15 protein-coding genes are annotated in these 16,482 nt (G+C 70.6%); all 15 read left to right on the top strand.

Translation table 11 applies throughout. The annotated features are described in order from the left end of the window. Nucleotides 1-10: 10 nt before the first annotated feature. The 15 genes from ACGF2Y_RS12115 (at nt 11) to atpE (ending at nt 16,455) form a co-directional block, all read left to right on the top strand. The gene (locus ACGF2Y_RS12115; protein WP_392945763.1) at nt 11-1,300 is read left to right on the top strand and encodes a homoserine dehydrogenase; all 1,290 of its coding nucleotides are present in this window, start codon (nt 11-13) and stop codon (nt 1,298-1,300) included. A 6-nt stretch (nt 1,301-1,306) separates the two neighbouring features. Next, nucleotides 1,307-2,377 carry a threonine synthase gene (gene thrC, locus ACGF2Y_RS12110; protein WP_392945535.1) on the top strand — a complete coding sequence of 357 codons (1,071 nt, stop codon included), beginning with the start codon at nt 1,307-1,309 and terminating at the stop codon, nt 2,375-2,377. Between the two features lie 405 nt (nt 2,378-2,782). Further along, the gene (gene thrB, locus ACGF2Y_RS12105) at nt 2,783-3,700 is read left to right on the top strand and encodes a homoserine kinase (protein WP_392945533.1); all 918 of its coding nucleotides are present in this window, start codon (nt 2,783-2,785) and stop codon (nt 3,698-3,700) included. A gap of 389 nt (nt 3,701-4,089) precedes the next feature. Then, on the top strand, nt 4,090-6,138 hold the full coding sequence (rho, locus tag ACGF2Y_RS12100; RefSeq protein WP_392945531.1) for a transcription termination factor Rho: 2,049 nt from the start codon (nt 4,090-4,092) through the stop codon (nt 6,136-6,138). A 329-nt stretch (nt 6,139-6,467) separates the two neighbouring features. Further along, nucleotides 6,468-7,571, top strand: a complete 1,104-nt coding sequence (locus ACGF2Y_RS12095) for an LCP family protein (RefSeq protein ID WP_392945529.1) — start codon at nt 6,468-6,470, stop codon at nt 7,569-7,571. 184 nt (nt 7,572-7,755) lie between these two features. Next, nucleotides 7,756-7,980: a 50S ribosomal protein L31 gene (gene rpmE, locus ACGF2Y_RS12090; RefSeq protein ID WP_015611364.1), complete on the top strand. Its 225-nt coding sequence runs from the start codon at nt 7,756-7,758 to the stop codon at nt 7,978-7,980. A gap of 157 nt (nt 7,981-8,137) precedes the next feature. Then, nucleotides 8,138-9,214 carry a peptide chain release factor 1 gene (prfA, locus tag ACGF2Y_RS12085; RefSeq protein WP_392945526.1) on the top strand — a complete coding sequence of 359 codons (1,077 nt, stop codon included), beginning with the start codon at nt 8,138-8,140 and terminating at the stop codon, nt 9,212-9,214. A 46-nt stretch (nt 9,215-9,260) separates the two neighbouring features. Next, nucleotides 9,261-10,106, top strand: coding sequence for a peptide chain release factor N(5)-glutamine methyltransferase (gene prmC, locus ACGF2Y_RS12080; RefSeq protein WP_392945524.1), 846 nt, complete (start codon nt 9,261-9,263; stop codon nt 10,104-10,106). A 55-nt stretch (nt 10,107-10,161) separates the two neighbouring features. After that, nucleotides 10,162-10,809, top strand: a complete 648-nt coding sequence (locus ACGF2Y_RS12075) for an L-threonylcarbamoyladenylate synthase (protein WP_392945522.1) — start codon at nt 10,162-10,164, stop codon at nt 10,807-10,809. Continuing rightward, nucleotides 10,806-11,447, top strand: coding sequence for a protein-tyrosine-phosphatase (locus ACGF2Y_RS12070; RefSeq protein ID WP_392945520.1), 642 nt, complete (start codon nt 10,806-10,808; stop codon nt 11,445-11,447). Before ACGF2Y_RS12075 ends, ACGF2Y_RS12070 begins: the two co-directional genes overlap by 4 nt. 149 nt (nt 11,448-11,596) lie before the next feature. After that, nucleotides 11,597-12,877: a serine hydroxymethyltransferase gene (glyA, locus tag ACGF2Y_RS12065; RefSeq protein WP_392945518.1), complete on the top strand. Its 1,281-nt coding sequence runs from the start codon at nt 11,597-11,599 to the stop codon at nt 12,875-12,877. Nucleotides 12,878-12,985: 108 nt separating this feature from the next. After that, complete coding sequence (locus ACGF2Y_RS12060) at nt 12,986-14,386, top strand: MraY family glycosyltransferase (protein ID WP_392945516.1); 1,401 nt, start codon at nt 12,986-12,988, stop codon at nt 14,384-14,386. Between the two features lie 267 nt (nt 14,387-14,653). Continuing rightward, the gene (locus ACGF2Y_RS12055; protein WP_392945514.1) at nt 14,654-15,094 is read left to right on the top strand and encodes a hypothetical protein; all 441 of its coding nucleotides are present in this window, start codon (nt 14,654-14,656) and stop codon (nt 15,092-15,094) included. 201 nt (nt 15,095-15,295) lie between these two features. After that, nucleotides 15,296-16,123: a F0F1 ATP synthase subunit A gene (atpB, locus tag ACGF2Y_RS12050; protein ID WP_161265985.1), complete on the top strand. Its 828-nt coding sequence runs from the start codon at nt 15,296-15,298 to the stop codon at nt 16,121-16,123. Between the two features lie 95 nt (nt 16,124-16,218). After that, nucleotides 16,219-16,455: an ATP synthase F0 subunit C gene (atpE, locus tag ACGF2Y_RS12045; RefSeq protein WP_003966254.1), complete on the top strand. Its 237-nt coding sequence runs from the start codon at nt 16,219-16,221 to the stop codon at nt 16,453-16,455. Nucleotides 16,456-16,482 lie beyond the last annotated feature (27 nt).

Genomic DNA, 16,482 nt, shown 5'->3' with positions numbered 1-16,482 from the left:
AGGTCGGATGATGCGTACGCGTCCGCTGAAGGTGGCGCTGCTGGGCTGTGGAGTGGTCGGCTCAGAGGTGGCGCGCATCATGACGACGCACGCCGACGACCTCGCGGCGCGCATCGGCGCGCCCGTCGAGCTCGCCGGTGTGGCCGTCCGCCGGCCCTCGAAGGTGCGTGAGGGCATCGACCCCGCACTGATCACCACCGACGCGACCGCGCTCATGCGGCGCGGCGACATCGACGTCGTCATCGAGGTCATCGGGGGCATCGAGCCGGCCCGCGCACTCATCACCACCGCCTTCGAGAACGGCGCGAGCGTCGTCTCCGCGAACAAGGCGCTGCTCGCCGAGGACGGCGCCGCCCTGCACGCCGCCGCCGAGAAGTACGGCCGCGATCTGTACTACGAGGCAGCCGTCGCCGGAGCCATCCCGCTGGTGCGGCCGCTGCGCGAGTCGCTCGCCGGCGACAAGGTCAACCGGGTGCTCGGCATCGTCAACGGCACGACCAACTTCATCCTCGACAAGATGGACACCAGCGGCGCCGGCTACTCCGAGGCGCTCGACGAGGCCACCGCCCTCGGGTACGCCGAGGCCGACCCGACCGCCGACGTCGAGGGCTTCGACGCCGCCGCGAAGGCCGCGATCCTCGCCGGGATCGCCTTCCACACCCGGGTGAAGATCGGCGACGTGCACCGCGAGGGCATCACCGAGGTCGCCGCCGCCGACATCGCCTCCGCCCGCCGGATGGGCTGCACGGTCAAGCTGCTGGCCATCTGCGAGCGCGCCGCCGACGGGGCCTCCGTCACCGCCCGCGTACATCCCGCGATGATCCCGCTCAGCCACCCGCTGGCCTCGGTCCGCGAGGCGTACAACGCGGTCTTCATCGAGGCCGACGCCGCGGGCCAGCTCATGTTCTACGGTCCCGGCGCCGGCGGCTCGCCGACCGCGTCCGCGGTCCTCGGCGACCTCGTCGCGGTCTGCCGCAACAAACTGGGCGAGGCCACCGGCCCCGGTGAGTCCGCCTACACCCGCCTGCCGGTCAGCCCCATGGGCGAGGTCGTCACGCGCTACCACATCAGCCTCGACGTGGCCGACAAGCCGGGCGTCCTCGCCCAGGTGGCGACGGTCTTCGCCGAGCAGGGCGTATCCATCGATACCGTCCGCCAGCAGGGAAAGGACGGCGAGGCGTCCCTCGTCGTCGTCACCCACCGCGCGCCCGACGCCGCCCTCTCCGGGACCGTCGAAGCGCTGCGCAAGCTCGACACCGTGCGCGGTGTCGCCAGCATCATGCGTGTTGAAGGGGAGTAAGGACCCATGACCAGCAAGGGCACCCACCAGTGGCGCGGCATCATCGAGGAGTACCGGGACCGCCTTCCGGTCACAGCTACGACGCCGGTCGTCACGCTTCGTGAGGGCGGTACGCCGCTCGTTCCGGCGCAGGTCCTCTCCGAGCGCACGGGCTGCGAGGTGCACCTCAAGGTCGAGGGCGCCAACCCCACCGGTTCGTTCAAGGACCGCGGCATGACCATGGCCATCACCCGGGCCAAGGAGGAGGGGGCGAAGGCCGTCATCTGCGCCTCCACCGGCAACACCTCGGCCTCCGCCGCGGCGTACGCGGTGCGTGCGGGAATGGTCTGCGCCGTCCTCGTACCGCAGGGCAAGATCGCGCTCGGCAAGATGGGCCAGGCGCTCGTGCACGGCGCCAAGATCCTTCAGGTCGACGGAAATTTCGACGACTGCCTGACCCTGGCCCGCTCGCTCTCGGACAACTACCCGGTGGCGCTGGTCAATTCGGTCAATCCGGTCCGTATCGAGGGACAGAAGACCGCCGCGTTCGAGATCGTCGACGCGCTCGGCGACGCCCCCGACATCCACGTCCTGCCGGTCGGCAACGCGGGCAACATCACCGCGTACTGGAAGGGGTACACCGAGTACGCCGGCGACGGCGTCTCGACCCGCTCCCCGCGCATGTGGGGCTTCCAGGCCTCCGGCTCCGCGCCCATCGTGCGCGGCGAGGTCGTCAAGGACCCGTCCACCATCGCCACCGCGATCCGTATCGGCAACCCGGCCTCCTGGAACTACGCGCTCGCCGCACGCGACGAGTCGGGCGGCTTCATCGACGAGGTGACGGACCGACAGATCCTGTCCGCGTACCGGCTGTTGGCCTCCCGGGAGGGCGTCTTCGTGGAGCCCGCGTCGGCCGCGTCCGTCGCCGGCCTGCTCAAGGCCGCCGAGGAGGGCAAGGTCGACCCCGGCCAGCGCATCGTCTGCACGGTCACCGGCAACGGCCTCAAGGACCCCGACTGGGCCGTCGCGGGCGCCCCGCAGCCGGTCACCGTACCGGTCGACGCGGCCGCCGCCGCCGAGAAGCTCGGACTCGTCTGACCGGGCCCCCGGGCCGGCCGGCGGCGTCGCCCGCCGCGGCCGGCCCGGGGCAACCGCGACAACCCGCCTCAACCGGCCCTTTTCCGGGGCGGAGAGCGCATGGGAGGCGGGCGACACGCATCGTGCGCCTCCTGTGCGCCCTATGTCGCCACAGAACCTACCTTCGATAAGCTGTATCCCATCCGCCCGGCATCCGCCCGCCGGACCGCCACGCCTGCGGTCCCCGTCGTGGCCGCCGGGCAGGCCGCCGGATTCCCGCACCGCTTCGGAGCCCTCCGCACAGCCGCGACCCCCACCGCCATGACCCCCACCGTTCGCAGCAGCCCACCGCCCCGCCTTCACGTCCCGCCGCCGCAGAGCCACCAGCACTGCATCCCCGCCGCCTTACAAGGAGTGGTCCGCCCGATGGCCGGTCCCGCGTTCCGAGCCGCCGCCGTCAGGGTGCGCGTCCCCGCAACCAGCGCCAACCTGGGACCGGGTTTCGACGCCCTGGGCCTCTCGCTGGGGCTGTACGACGACGTGGTCGTCCGGGTCGCCGACTCCGGGCTGCACATCGACATCGCAGGTGAGGGCGGCGAGACGCTGCCCCGCGACGAGAGCCACCTGCTCGTGCGCTCCCTGCGCACCGCGTTCGACCTGCTCGGCGGGCAGCCCCGCGGGCTGGAGATCGTCTGCGCCAACCGCATCCCGCACGGCCGCGGCCTCGGCTCCTCCTCGGCCGCCATCTGCGCCGGAATCGTCGCCGCCCGCGCCGTGACGACCGGCGGCGACGCCCGCTTCGACGACGCGGCCCTGCTGGAGCTGGCGACCGAGATCGAGGGGCACCCCGACAATGTCGCGGCCTGTCTGCTCGGCGGATTCACGCTCGCCTGGATGGACGGCGGCGCGGCTCGGGCGATCAGGATGGACCCCGCCGGTTCCGTCGTACCGGTGGTCTTCGTACCCGGGCGCCCGGTGCTCACCGAGACGGCGCGCGGCCTGCTCCCGCGCACCGTCCCGCACGTCGACGCGGCCCTCAACGCCGGCCGGGCGGCCCTGCTCGTCGAGGCCCTGACCCGTCGCCCCGAGCTGCTGCTCGCCGCCACCGAGGACCGGATCCACCAGGAATACCGGGGCCCCGCCATGCCTCAGAGCGTGGAACTGGTCAACCGTCTGCGCGCCGACGGGGTGCCCGCGGTCATCTCCGGTGCGGGGCCCACGGTCCTCGCGCTGACGGAGGAGAGCTCGGCCGACAAGGTCGCCCGACTGGCGGGGGAGGGCTGGGCGGCGAACCGGCTGGCCCTGGACGCGACGGGCGCCAGTGTGCTGCCGCTGGCCGCGTAACCGCATGTGATTACCGGTGAGCGAGAGGGGGAATATTTGTTGGAGCCGGTAGTGTTAACCTCAAGTCTGCAACCGACGTCTTTGAGGCGCGTTGCTTTGTGTCCCCCTCCGGGACCACCATTCTTCCGGGAGCCTCCCCAACTGCCTGAGCAGCCTGCCTGAGCAGTTTCGAGCACGCTCCGGAACCGGCACGACACCCCTCGCTCGTCCAGGAGTGGGCCGAGCAGGGGGATCTCGCGCCGGACCCCGCACGTTCATCTCTCCGCCGTACCCGGCGGACCACCGCCCCGGCAAGGTCCGCGATCCAGCAAGATCAACAGACCGCAGTCGGACAGCACAACCGGTCGCCGAGCCAGAAGGCCGACGTCCGCTCCAGGGAAGGACCCTTCGTGAGCGACACCACCGATCTGATGGGCGTGACTGCCGACAAGAACGTCGACAGCGCCGCGCCCGCCGAAGGTGCTGCCACTGGCACCACCGCACGGCGCCGCCGCTCCGGCACCGGCCTCGAGGGCATGGTCCTGGCCGAGCTGCAGCAGGTCGCGTCCGGCCTCGGCATCAGGGGCACCGCGCGGATGCGCAAGAGCCAGCTGATCGAGGTCATCAAGGAGGCGCAGGCGGGCGGCGGATCCGCCGCCCCCAAGACCTCCACCAAGGCCGCAGAGGCCCCCGCCGAGGCGGAGAGCAAGCCGAAGCGCCGCGCGACCTCCAAGGCGCGCACCGGGGACGAGGGCGCCGCTGCCGCCGCCGAGAAGGAATCGGCCCAGCAGCAGATCGACATCCCCGGCCAGCCGGCCAGCGACGACCAGCCCGCGGGCGAGCGTCGTCGCCGCCGTGCGACCGCGCAGGCGGGCAGCCCCGACGCCAGGACCGAGGCGAAGACCGAGGTCAAGGCCAAGGCGGAGCCCCAGGCCGAGCAGAAGACCGAGGAGCGGGCCGAGCCGAAGGGCGACGCCAAGGCCGAGGCCGCCGCCGACACGGCCGAGGGCCGTCGAGGCGACCGCCGGGACCGCGGTGAGCGGGGCGAGCGCGGTGAGCGCCGCGAGCGTCAGCGCGACCGCCGCGGCAAGGGCGACGACCAGGGCCAGCAGGGCGGCGGCGGGCAGCGCCCGCAGCGCCAGGGGCAGGGCCAAGGCCAGGGCCAGGGCCAGGGCCAGCAGAATCGTGACAACGGTCCGCAGGACGACTTCGACGACGAGGCGGGCGGCCGTCGCGGCCGTCGCGGCCGCTACCGCGACCGCCGTGGCCGTCGCGGGCGCGACGACTTCGCGAGCGACGTGCAGGTGGCCGACGACGACGTCCTGATCCCCGTCGCGGGCATCCTGGACATCCTCGACAACTACGCGTTCATCCGGACCTCCGGCTACCTGCCGGGCCCGAACGACGTGTACGTCTCGCTCGCCCAGGTCCGCAAGAACGGCCTGCGCAAGGGTGACCACGTCACCGGCGCGGTGCGTCAGCCCAAGGACGGCGAGCGGCGCGAGAAGTTCAACGCGCTGGTCCGCCTCGACTCGGTCAACGGCATGGCCCCCGAGTCCGGCCGCGGCCGCCCCGAGTTCCAGAAGCTGACCCCGCTCTACCCGCAGGACCGGCTCCGTCTGGAGACCGACTCCAACATCCTGACGACGCGGATCATCGACCTGGTGGCCCCGATCGGCAAGGGCCAGCGCGGGCTCATCGTGGCCCCGCCGAAGACCGGCAAGACCATGATCCTGCAGGCCATCGCCAACGCGATCACGGTCAACAGCCCCGAGTGCCACCTGATGGTCGTCCTGGTCGACGAGCGTCCGGAAGAGGTCACCGACATGCAGCGGTCGGTGAAGGGCGAGGTCATCTCCTCGACCTTCGACCGTCCCGCCGAGGACCACACCACCGTCGCCGAGCTGGCCATCGAGCGCGCCAAGCGCCTCGTCGAGCTGGGTCACGACGTGGTCGTCCTGCTCGACTCGATCACCCGCCTGGGCCGCGCGTACAACCTCGCGGCGCCGGCCTCCGGCCGCATCCTCTCCGGTGGTGTCGACTCGACCGCGCTGTACCCCCCGAAGCGCTTCTTCGGCGCCGCGCGCAACATCGAGGACGGCGGCTCGCTGACCATCCTGGCCACCGCGCTCGTCGAGACCGGCTCGCGCATGGACGAGGTGATCTTCGAGGAGTTCAAGGGCACCGGCAACATGGAGCTCAAGCTCGACCGGAAGCTCTCGGACAAGCGCATCTTCCCGGCGGTGGACGTCGACGCGTCCTCCACCCGTAAGGAAGAGATCCTGCTCGGCACCGACGAACTGGCGGTCGTCTGGAAACTGCGCCGGGTGCTGCACGCGCTCGACCAGCAGCAGGCGATCGAACTCCTCCTGGACCGGATGAAGAAGACCCAGTCCAACGCGGAGTTCCTGCTCCAGATCCAGAAGACGACGCCGGGCAGCGGAAACGGCAACGACTGACGTTCTTCCGGCAGTTGAGCACGAAGGCCTCCGTCACTCCGGTGACGGAGGCCTTCGTGCGTCCGCCGGTCCGGCCCGAGACCTTTGCCACACGGCGGGCCGTCCGACGGCGCTCCGGCCGGTGCCGGCAGCGGCCGGGAAACCGCAGGTGGACGCCGGATCACCGGCCGCCGCCGGCCCGCGCACCGCACCTGCCGTCCGAACCGGGAGCACAGGCCCCCGTGCAACCCTTCTTGCTGCTTCGACGTCTGATCAAGAGATGACAAACCCTCCCGGAACCATCACGCCGGGGGCGAGGAGCAGCGGAGCGCCAGGACCGAGGGAGACGCGTGAGCGAGCAGAGCAGGAGTACCGGCCGCATACGCGGCACCGGCAGCCGGCGGCGGAAGCCGTCGCGCCGGCACCGCGCCAAGATCGTCGCCGCCTGGACGGCGGCGGGCGTCGTGGTCGTCGGCGGGGCCGGACTCGGATACGCGTACACGGTGCTCGACGGCAACCTCTCCAGCGTCGACATCGACGCCAAGCTCGGCGCCGACCGTCCCGACGACGTGGACGACGGTTCGCAGGACATCCTGGTGCTGGGCTCCGACTCACGCTCCGGCGACAACGGGGAGTACGGCGCCGACGAGGGCGGGGCCCGCTCGGACACGGCGATGGTCGTGCACGTCGACAAGGGCCACAAGTCCGCGAGCGTCGTCTCGATACCGCGCGACACCCTCATCGAACGCCCCGCCTGTACGAGCGACACGACGGGCGACCCGGTCCCGGCCCAGCACCGGGCGATGTTCAACACCGCCTACGAGGTCGGCGGGCCCGCCTGCGCGGTGAAGACCGTCGAGTCGATGTCCGGCATCCGCATGGACCACTACCTGGAAGTCGACTTCACCGGTTTCAAGGAGCTCATCGACGAGCTCGGCGGCGTCGAGATCACCACGAGGACCGGGATCGACGACGCCAAGAGCCATCTGGACCTGGAGCCGGGCACCCACACCCTGAACGGCGAGCAGTCCCTCGGCCTCGTCCGTACCCGCAAGAGCGTCGGCGACGGCAGCGACCTCGGGCGGATCCAGCTCCAGCAGGCGTTCATCAAGGCGCTGATGGAGCAGGCGAAGAGCGTCGGGGTGTTCTCCAGCCCCAAGAAGCTGTTCGGCCTCGCGGACGCCGCCACCAAGGCCGTCACCACCGATTCCGGGCTGAGCTCGGTCAAGAAGCTCACCGGCTTCGCGGGCGGCCTCAAGGGGCTGAACGCGAAGAACGTCCACATGGTGACCCTGCCCGTGGAGTACGACCGGGTGGACCCGAACCGGGTCCTGCCGCAGGAGGAGGCCGGCCGGCAGGTCTGGGCCGCCCTCAGGAACGACCGGCCGATCCCCGCCTCCGCCACCGAGAAGTCGGCCGGCGACAAGGGCGAGGCCGCGCAGGTCGTCGAATAGCCCCGGCCGGCGCACGGACCGGGCGGGCCGTCACCCTCCGTGCGCGGGGCGTCGGGGAATACCTGCGCTCCGCCCCCGGTTTTGGGAGATACGGCCGGTCCTGGCAGACTGGTACGTCGGCCCCGGTTCACGGCCGCGCAATCCGCGCGGACGACCCGGCGCCCTCCCGAAACTAGGAGACACCTTGAAGCGCGACATCCACCCCGAGTACGTCGAGACGCAGGTCAGCTGCACCTGCGGTGCGTCGTTCACCACCCGGAGCACCATCGACAGCGGCGCCATCCGCGCCGACGTCTGCTCCGAGTGCCACCCGTTCTACACGGGCAAGCAGAAGATCCTCGACACCGGCGGCCGCGTGGCCCGCTTCGAGGCCCGCTTCGGCAAGGCTGCCGGCTCCGCCAGCAAGTAGCGAGCCACTGCGCCGGTTCTCGGCGCCCTCTTCCCGGGGGCGTCGGAACCGGCGTTTTTCCGGTCGGGTGTCCCAGGGAACCCCTCCCCGGGACACCCCGCCGGGCAGTACGCCCTCCAGCAGGCCCGCAGACGCAAAACCAACCAGGAGCCCCCGAATGTTCGAGGCGGTCGAGGAACTGATCGGCGAACACGCCGGTCTCGAAGAGCAGCTCGCCGACCCGTCGGTCCACGCCGACCAGGCCAACGCGCGCAAGCTGAACAAGCGCTACGCGGAGCTGACCCCGATCGTCTCCACGTACCGGACCTGGAAGCAGACCGGCGAGGACATCGAGACCGCCCGCGAGTACGCGGCGGACGACCCCGACTTCGCCGCCGAGGTCAAGGACCTGGAGAAGCAGCGCGAAGAGCTCACCGAGAAGCTCCGCCTCCTCCTCGTCCCGCGCGACCCCAGCGACGACAAGGACGTGCTCCTGGAGATCAAGGCGGGCGCCGGCGGCGACGAGTCCGCCCTGTTCGCCGGTGACCTGCTGCGCATGTACCTGCGCTACGCGGAGCGCATCGGCTGGAAGACCGAGATCATCGACTCCACCGAGTCCGAGCTCGGCGGCTACAAGGACGTCCAGGTCGCCGTGAAGACCAAGGGCGGCAACGGCGCCACCGAGCCCGGCCAGGGCGTCTGGGCCCGGATGAAGTACGAGGGCGGCGTGCACCGCGTGCAGCGCGTGCCCTCCACCGAGTCCCAGGGCCGCATCCACACCTCCGCCGCGGGCGTGCTCGTCACCCCCGAGGCCGAGGAGGTCGAGGTCGAGATCCACGCCAACGATCTCCGTATCGACGTCTACCGCTCCTCGGGCCCCGGCGGGCAGTCCGTCAACACGACCGACTCCGCCGTCCGTATCACGCACCTGCCCACCGGCGTCGTCGCCTCCTGCCAGAACGAGAAGAGCCAGCTCCAGAACAAGGAGCAGGCCATGCGCATCCTGCGCTCCCGGCTGCTGGCCGCCGCCCAGGAAGCCGCCGAGCAGGAAGCCTCCGACGTACGCCGCAGCCAGGTCCGTACCGTCGACCGCTCCGAGAAGATCCGGACGTACAACTTCCCGGAAAACCGCATCTCGGACCACCGGGTCGGCTTCAAGGCGTACAACTTGGACCAGGTCCTCGACGGGGAGCTCGACGCCGTCATCCAGGCATGCGTCGACGCCGACTCCGCCGCCAAGCTCGCCAACGCGTAAGCGACCCGCCCGCCCCGCACACCCGTAACCCGTACGGAGAACCGCGATGAACCTGCTGCTCGCCGAGGTGGCCCAGGCCACCCAGCGGCTGGCCGACGCCGGTGTCCCCTCACCGCGATTCGACGCCGAGGAACTCGCGGCCTTCGTCCACGGGGTGAAGCGGGGTGCGCTGCACACGGTGCCCGACACGGACTTCGACGCCCGGTACTGGGAGACGATCGCCCGCCGTGAGGCCCGCGAACCCCTCCAGCACATCACCGGCCGCGCCTTCTTCCGCTACCTGGAGCTCCAGGTCGGACCCGGTGTCTTCGTGCCCCGCCCGGAGACCGAGTCGGTCGTCGGCTGGGCCATAGACGCGGTGCGCGCGATGGACGTCGTCGAACCCGTCGTCGTCGACCTGTGCACCGGATCGGGCGCCATCGCGCTCGCCATGGCGCAGGAGGTCCCCCGCTCCCGGGTGCACGCCGTGGAGCTGTCCGAGGACGCTCTCAGGTGGACGCGGAAGAACGCCGAGGGGTCCAGGGTCACCGTCCACCGCGGAGATGCCCTCAGCGCCCTTCCCGAACTCGACGGCCAGGTCGACCTGGTGATCTCCAACCCGCCGTACATCCCGCTCACCGAGTGGGAGTACGTCGCCCCCGAGGCCCGCGACCACGACCCGGAGATGGCTCTGTTCTCCGGCGAGGACGGCCTCGACACCATCCGCGGCCTCGAACGCACCGCCCACCGCCTGCTGCGCCCCGGCGGCCTCGTCGTCATCGAGCACGCCGACACCCAGGGCGGCCAGGTGCCGTGGATCTTCACCGAGGAGCGGGGCTGGGCGGACGCCGCAGACCACCCCGACCTGAACAAGCGGCCCCGGTTCGCCACCGCTCGCAAGGCCATGCCGTGACCGGCCCCCGGCACCACCCGTACCCGTACCCGTACCCGCTCCAGGAGGCCGGCTGATGGCTCGGCGATACGACTGCAACGACGCCACCGACCGGACCACGGGCCTGCGCGAGGCCGCATCGGCCGTCCGCCGGGGCGAACTGGTCGTGCTGCCCACCGACACCGTGTACGGGATCGGTGCGGACGCCTTCACCTCGGAAGCCGTCGCGGACCTGCTGGACGCCAAGGGCCGGGGCCGCAACATGCCCACCCCCGTCCTCATCGGCTCGCCGAACACCCTGCACGGACTGGTCACCGACTTCTCGGAGGAGGCCTGGGAGCTCGTCGACGCCTTCTGGCCCGGCGCCCTCACCCTCGTCGCCCGGCACCAGCCCTCCCTCCAGTGGGACCTCGGCGACACCCGGGGCACCGTCGCCATCCGGATGCCGCTGCACCCGGTCGCCATCGAGCTGCTGACCGAGGTCGGCCCGATGGCCGTCTCCAGCGCCAACCTCACCGGACACCCCTCGCCGGAGGACTGCGACGCCGCCCAGGGCATGCTCGGCGACTCCGTCTCCGTCTACCTCGACGGCGGCCCGACGCCCGGCATCGTGCCGTCCTCGATCGTCGACGTCACCGGCGCCACCCCGGTCCTGCTGCGCGTCGGCGCCCTCTCCGCGGAGGAGCTGCGCAAGGTGGTCCCCGACCTCGAGGTGGCCAATTGACCGCCCCCGAGGGGCGTGGCATAGCAGGGCGGACCGACACCTTCCGCATCCTCCACGTCAGCACCGGCAACGTCTGCCGCTCGCCGATCACCGAGCGGCTGACCCGCCATGCCCTGGTGGACCGCCTCGACGACCCGCTCAGCGGCGGCCTGATCGTGGAGAGCGCCGGCACCTGGGGCCACGAAGGCGCGCCCATGGAGGCCAACGCCGAGGTCGTCCTCGCCGACTTCGGCGCGGACGCCACCGGCTTCGTCGGCCGCGAGCTGCTCGACGAGCACGTGATCCGCGCCGACCTGGTCCTCACCGCCACCCGCGACCACCGCGCCCAGGTCATCTCCATGGGCCACTCCGCGGGCCTGCGCACCTTCACGCTCAAGGAGTTCACCCGGCTGGTGCGGGCCATAGACCCGGCCACCCTGCCCGACCCGCGTGACGAGGGCGTCGTCGAGCGGGCCCGCGCCCTGGTGCGCGCCGCCGCCGCGCTGCGCGGCTGGCTGCTGGCCCCGACCGCCGAGGCGGACGAGGTCTACGACCCGTACGGCGCCCCCATCACCTTCTTCCGCTCCATCGGCGACGAGATCAACCAGGCGCTCGACCCCGTCGTCACCGCGCTCACCGGCGTACGCGCCCCGCACTGACCGGCGTACCCACGCCGTACCGGGCGCCGGTGCGCCGACCGGCGTACGGGACCGCGTGACAGCGGGCACAGCGCCCCGCCCCGGCCTACATTGGAGCTGACACCGGCACCCCTCGCCGGCGCACCCACCTCCAGGCCCGGAGCCGTCCCATGCCGGTCACCTCTCCCGCCGCACCCGCAGCCGTGTCGCCCGCGCCCGACGCCCTGCCCCAGGACTTCGGCGCCCTGCTCCGCCAGGACCCGGAGGTCGCCGGGGTCCTGCTCGCGGAGAGCGGCCGGCAGGCGAGCACCCTCCAGCTGATCGCCGCGGAGAACTTCCAGTCGCCCGCGGTCCTCGCCGCCCTCGGCTCCCCGCTCGCCAACAAGTACGCCGAGGGATACCCGGGCGCCCGCCACCACGGCGGCTGCGAGCACGCGGACGCCGCCGAACGCATCGCGGTGCGCCGGGCCACCGCCCTCTTCGGCGCCGAGCACGCCAACGTCCAGCCGCACTCCGGCTCCTCCGCCGTCCTCGCCGCGTACGCCGCGCTGCTGCGCCCCGGTGACACGGTGCTCGCGATGGGACTGCCGTACGGGGGGCACCTCACCCACGGTTCGCCGGGCAACTTCTCCGGCCGCTGGTTCGACTTCGCCGGCTACGGGGTGGACCCGGACACCGGGCTCATCGACTACACCCGGCTCCGCGCCCTGGCCCGCGCCCGCCGCCCCAAGGCCATCGTCTGCGGCTCGATCTCCTACCCCCGCCACCCCGACTACGAGCTGTTCCGGGAGATCGCCGACGAGGCCGGGGCGTATCTGATCGTCGACGCCGCCCACCCGATGGGGCTGATCGCCGGGGGAGCGGCGCCGAACCCGGTCCCGTACGCCGACGTGGTCTGCGCCACCACGCACAAGGTGCTGCGCGGCCCGCGCGGCGGGATGATCCTGTGCGGCGCTGAGCTGGCCGAGCGGATCGACCGGGCGGTGTTCCCGTTCACCCAGGGCGGCGCGCAGATGCACACGGTGGCGGCGAAGGCCGTCGCGTTCGGGGAGGCGGAGACACCGGCGTACACGCTCTACGCCCACCAGGTCGTCGCCCACGCCCGGGTGCTCGCCGCCGGCCTGGAGGCGGAGGGCTTCGAGATCACCACGGGCGGCACCGACACCCACATCGTCGTCGCGGACCCGGCCCCGCTCGGCGTCGACGGCCGCACCGCCCGGCTGCGGCTGGCGGCGGCCGGTCTGGTCCTGGACACCTGCGCCCTGCCGTACGGGGACGCCCGGGGCATCCGCCTGGGCACCGCCGCCGTCACCACCCAGGGGATGGACGACGGGGACATGGCCAGGATCGCGGCCCTGTTCGGAGCGGCCGTCCGGGAGCCGGGCGATGTGAGCCCGATCGCGGCGGAGGTCCGTGAACTGGCCGCCCGCAATCCGCCCTATCCGGGGTAGCGGACTCCGCCCCGTCCGGGGCACACGAACCCTGTGCAACCATCACCCGTACCGTGGAGTCCTTGTTGCAGAGACTAGGGTGTGGTTTTTGGATGGCCGGCGAGTTCTGTGGGGCAGCCTGTGCGTGATTACCTGCTGACGCTCTGTGTCACGGCAGCGGTGACTTATCTGCTGACCGGACCGGTGCGTAAGTTCGCCATCGCGGTCGGGGCGATGCCCGCGATCCGTGCGCGCGACGTCCACCGGGAGCCGACACCCCGGCTCGGTGGGATCGCCATGTTCGGCGGACTGTGTGCGGGACTGATCGTCGCCGACCACCTGCACAACCTGAAGGGCGTCTTCGAACTCTCCAACGAGCCGAGGGCGTTGCTCTCCGGCGCCGCCCTGATCTGGCTGATCGGCGTTCTCGACGACAAGTTCGAGATCGACGCCCTGATCAAGCTCGGCGGCCAGATGATCGCCGCCGCCGTCATGGTCATCCAGGGGCTCACGATCCTGTGGCTGCCGATCCCCGGCGTCGGCACGGTCGCCCTCACCCAGTGGCAGGGCACGCTGCTCACGGTGGCGCTGGTCGTCATCACGATCAACGCGGTCAACTTCGTCGACGGCCTGGACGGGCTCGCGGCGGGCATGGTGTGCATCGCGTCGGCGGCGTTCTTCCTGTACGCGTACCGCCTCTGGATGGGGTACGGGATCGAGGCGGCGGCCCCCGCGACGCTGTTCGCGGCGATCCTGATGGGCATGTGCCTCGGTTTTCTGCCGCACAACATGCACCCGGCGCGGATCTTCATGGGCGACTCCGGCTCGATGCTGATCGGCCTGGTGCTGGCGGCGGGCGCGATCTCGATCACCGGCCAGGTCGACCCGGACAACATGAAGATCTTCTTCGAGGGCAGCGAGCGCGGGGCGACCCATGCGATGTTCCCGGTCTTCATCCCGCTGGTGCTGCCGCTGACGATCATCGCGATCCCCGCCGCCGACCTGATCCTCGCTATCGTCCGGCGTACCTGGAACGGCCAGTCGCCGTTCGCCGCCGACCGGGGCCACCTGCACCACCGGCTGCTGGAGATCGGCCACTCGCACAGCCGGGCCGTGCTGATCATGTACTTCTGGTCGGCCATCATCGCCTTCGGCGCCGTCGCCTACTCGGTGCACTCGGCCTCGATGTGGATCGTCTTCACCATCATCGCGGCGAGCGCGGTGGGCCTGGTCCTGCTGCTGATGCCGCGCTTCACCCCGCGCGCCCCGCACTGGGCCAACCGCATGGTGCCGCCGCGCTACCGGCGCCGTGCGGCGGAGCGGGCGTCGTCGTCCCTCTCGCACGCGCACGAGGAGAAGCCGGCGCTCGTGGCCTCCGGGGCCCAACAGGGCTCGGCAGACGCTCGGATGGGCGAGGAGGACGCCGAACGGGCCCCTGTGGCGGTCGGGGTGTCCGGTGTCAACGGCGCTACCGCGATCGGCGCTCGTTCACGGTTCCCGGATCGCCGTTCCATCGACTCCTCGCGCTGACGATTCGGAACCCGTGGTGCATTACCAGACATTGCGCCGCCTTGTCGTGCACACACGCGCGGAGTAACTCTCATGTGTGACAGTTGGCACACTTTCCAGGTAAAGACCTCATCAAATAGTTTGTGATACCGTTCACGAGACCCGGTGACGGAGCCGAAGGACCTTAGTAGGACGGTCCATTGGCCCGAAGTTCCGCCTCGCGGACCGGGCCTACGCTCGTCCATGACGACGCCCCATTCCTCCTCTCAGACCAGTGGAGCTGCCGCCATGCAGTCCGACATGCGCGAACTACTGCGCATCGCCACCCCCACCGCCGCAGTGGGCGCCATCGCCACGCTTGTCGGCGGGCTGCTCGCCGGTGGCGAGGGGGCGATCGGTGCGGCGGTGGGCTGCGTGGTCGTGATCGTCTTCATGGCGCTCGGACTGCTGGCGCTCAACTGGGTCGGCAAGACCATGCCTCACCTGTTCCAGGGCATGGGGCTGATGATTTACTCGGCCCAGCTCGTGCTCCTGCTCATCTTCATCCTGAGCATCAGGAACACCTCTCTCTTCGATCTTCAGGTCTTCGCCCTCTCGCTGGTCGCGGCCGTGATCATATGGATCACCACGCAGGCCGTGCTGCACTCGCGGAGCAAGACCCTTTACGTCGACCCCGACGCGGACACCCGGAACCGTCCGGGCGGAGCTGGGGGAGACCGTGACGAGTAGGGCCGGAATAAAGTCGTGTTCGACGTGCTGCTATCGTCCGGTCTCGGTTGCGGTAGTGCGAGCGCGGGCAACAGGGCGGTCGCTTGATTCATCGCGAGGCTTCGGGCCCGGCCGCCGCCTCCTCACCGTAAGAAACCAGTCCGGTGCCGACCTGCGGCCACCCGCCGCTCCGACACAACGAGGTAGCCGCATCCATGCGCCATGCAGAAGGAGCTCTTGGTGACTGACGCCCAGACGCTCGCCTTCGAGACGAACTGCCACCTGTTCAAGGACTGCGGGTTCCATGCCCCCAGCGTGTGGTCGTTCATGTTCGAGCCGCTCTTCACCATTGGGCCTGTCGAGTTCAACAAGCCCATGCTGCTCGCGATCATCGGCACGTTCGCGATCCTGGCCTTCTTCTGGGCCGGATTCTCGAAGCCCAAGGTCGTTCCGGGCAAGCTGCAGATGGTCGCCGAGGCGCTGTACGACTTCGTCCACCGCGGCATCGCCCGTGAGGTCATCGGCAAGAAGGGCGAGCCCTTCGTTCCTCTGCTGGTCTCGCTGTTCTTCTTCGTCTGGATGCTGAACCTCTGGGCCATCATTCCGATCGCCCAGTTCCCGGTCAGCTCCGTCATCGCGTACCCCGTCGGCCTGGCCCTGGTGGTCTGGGTGACGTACATGACGGTGACGTTCCGGTCGAACGGATTCGTCGGAGGCATCCGTAACCTCTGCGTCCCGAGCGGTCTGCCCAAGCCGATCTACGTGCTGCTGACGCCGCTGGAGTTTATCTCCAACGTCTTCGTCCGGCCGTTCACGCTGGCGGTGCGACTCTTCGCGAACATGTTCGCGGGCCACATCCTGATCCTGATCTTCACGATCGCCACCTGGTACATGCTCGGCACCGTCCTCGGCACGGTCTACGCCGGAGCGTCGTTCATCATGACGCTGATCCTCACCGTGTTCGAGTTGTTCATCCAGGCCCTTCAGGCCTATGTGTTCACGGTGCTGACCGCCACGTACCTCTCCCAGGCGCTCGAAGAAGCCCACTGAGGACCCGATAGCCCCCCGGCTTCACCCCTCACCTCCCCAGACGCCCGGTGCGAAGACCATTTCCACCGGTCCCACCAAGAGAAGGAACCACAGACATGTCTGCTGCTTTCGAGACCCTCGCGGCCGTGAACGGCAACGTCGGCACCATCGGCTACGGCCTCGCCGCGATCGGCCCCGGTATCGGCATCGGCATCATCTTCGGTAACGGTGTGCAGGCCATCGCCCGCCAGCCCGAGGCTGCCGGCCTCATCCGCCAGAACATGCTGCTCGGCTTCGCCGTCGTCGAGGCCCTGGCCCTGATCGGCTTCGTCGTCCCGTTCATCGTCAAGTGACGTTGTGCCTGTAGCTCTATTCGACGA

Source organism: Streptomyces sp. NPDC048142 (assembly GCF_043202835.1).
Taxonomy (GTDB): domain Bacteria; phylum Actinomycetota; class Actinomycetes; order Streptomycetales; family Streptomycetaceae; genus Streptomyces.
This window is presented reverse-complemented; position numbering and strand designations above follow the sequence as displayed.

Bases quoted from the DNA above. Each gene is read 5' to 3' on its own strand.
- ACGF2Y_RS12115 (WP_392945763.1), top strand. From the start codon at position 11: ATGCGTACGCGTCCGCTGAAGGTGGCGCTGCTGGGCTGTGGAGTGGTC.
- thrC (WP_392945535.1), top strand. From the start codon at position 1,307: ATGACCAGCAAGGGCACCCACCAGTGGCGCGGCATCATCGAGGAGTAC.
- thrB (WP_392945533.1), top strand. From the start codon at position 2,783: ATGGCCGGTCCCGCGTTCCGAGCCGCCGCCGTCAGGGTGCGCGTCCCC.
- prfA (WP_392945526.1), top strand. From the start codon at position 8,138: ATGTTCGAGGCGGTCGAGGAACTGATCGGCGAACACGCCGGTCTCGAA.
- prmC (WP_392945524.1), top strand. From the start codon at position 9,261: ATGAACCTGCTGCTCGCCGAGGTGGCCCAGGCCACCCAGCGGCTGGCC.
- ACGF2Y_RS12075 (WP_392945522.1), top strand. From the start codon at position 10,162: ATGGCTCGGCGATACGACTGCAACGACGCCACCGACCGGACCACGGGC.
- glyA (WP_392945518.1), top strand. From the start codon at position 11,597: ATGCCGGTCACCTCTCCCGCCGCACCCGCAGCCGTGTCGCCCGCGCCC.
- ACGF2Y_RS12055 (WP_392945514.1), top strand. From the start codon at position 14,654: ATGCAGTCCGACATGCGCGAACTACTGCGCATCGCCACCCCCACCGCC.
- atpB (WP_161265985.1), top strand. From the start codon at position 15,296: ATGCAGAAGGAGCTCTTGGTGACTGACGCCCAGACGCTCGCCTTCGAG.
- atpE (WP_003966254.1), top strand. From the start codon at position 16,219: ATGTCTGCTGCTTTCGAGACCCTCGCGGCCGTGAACGGCAACGTCGGC.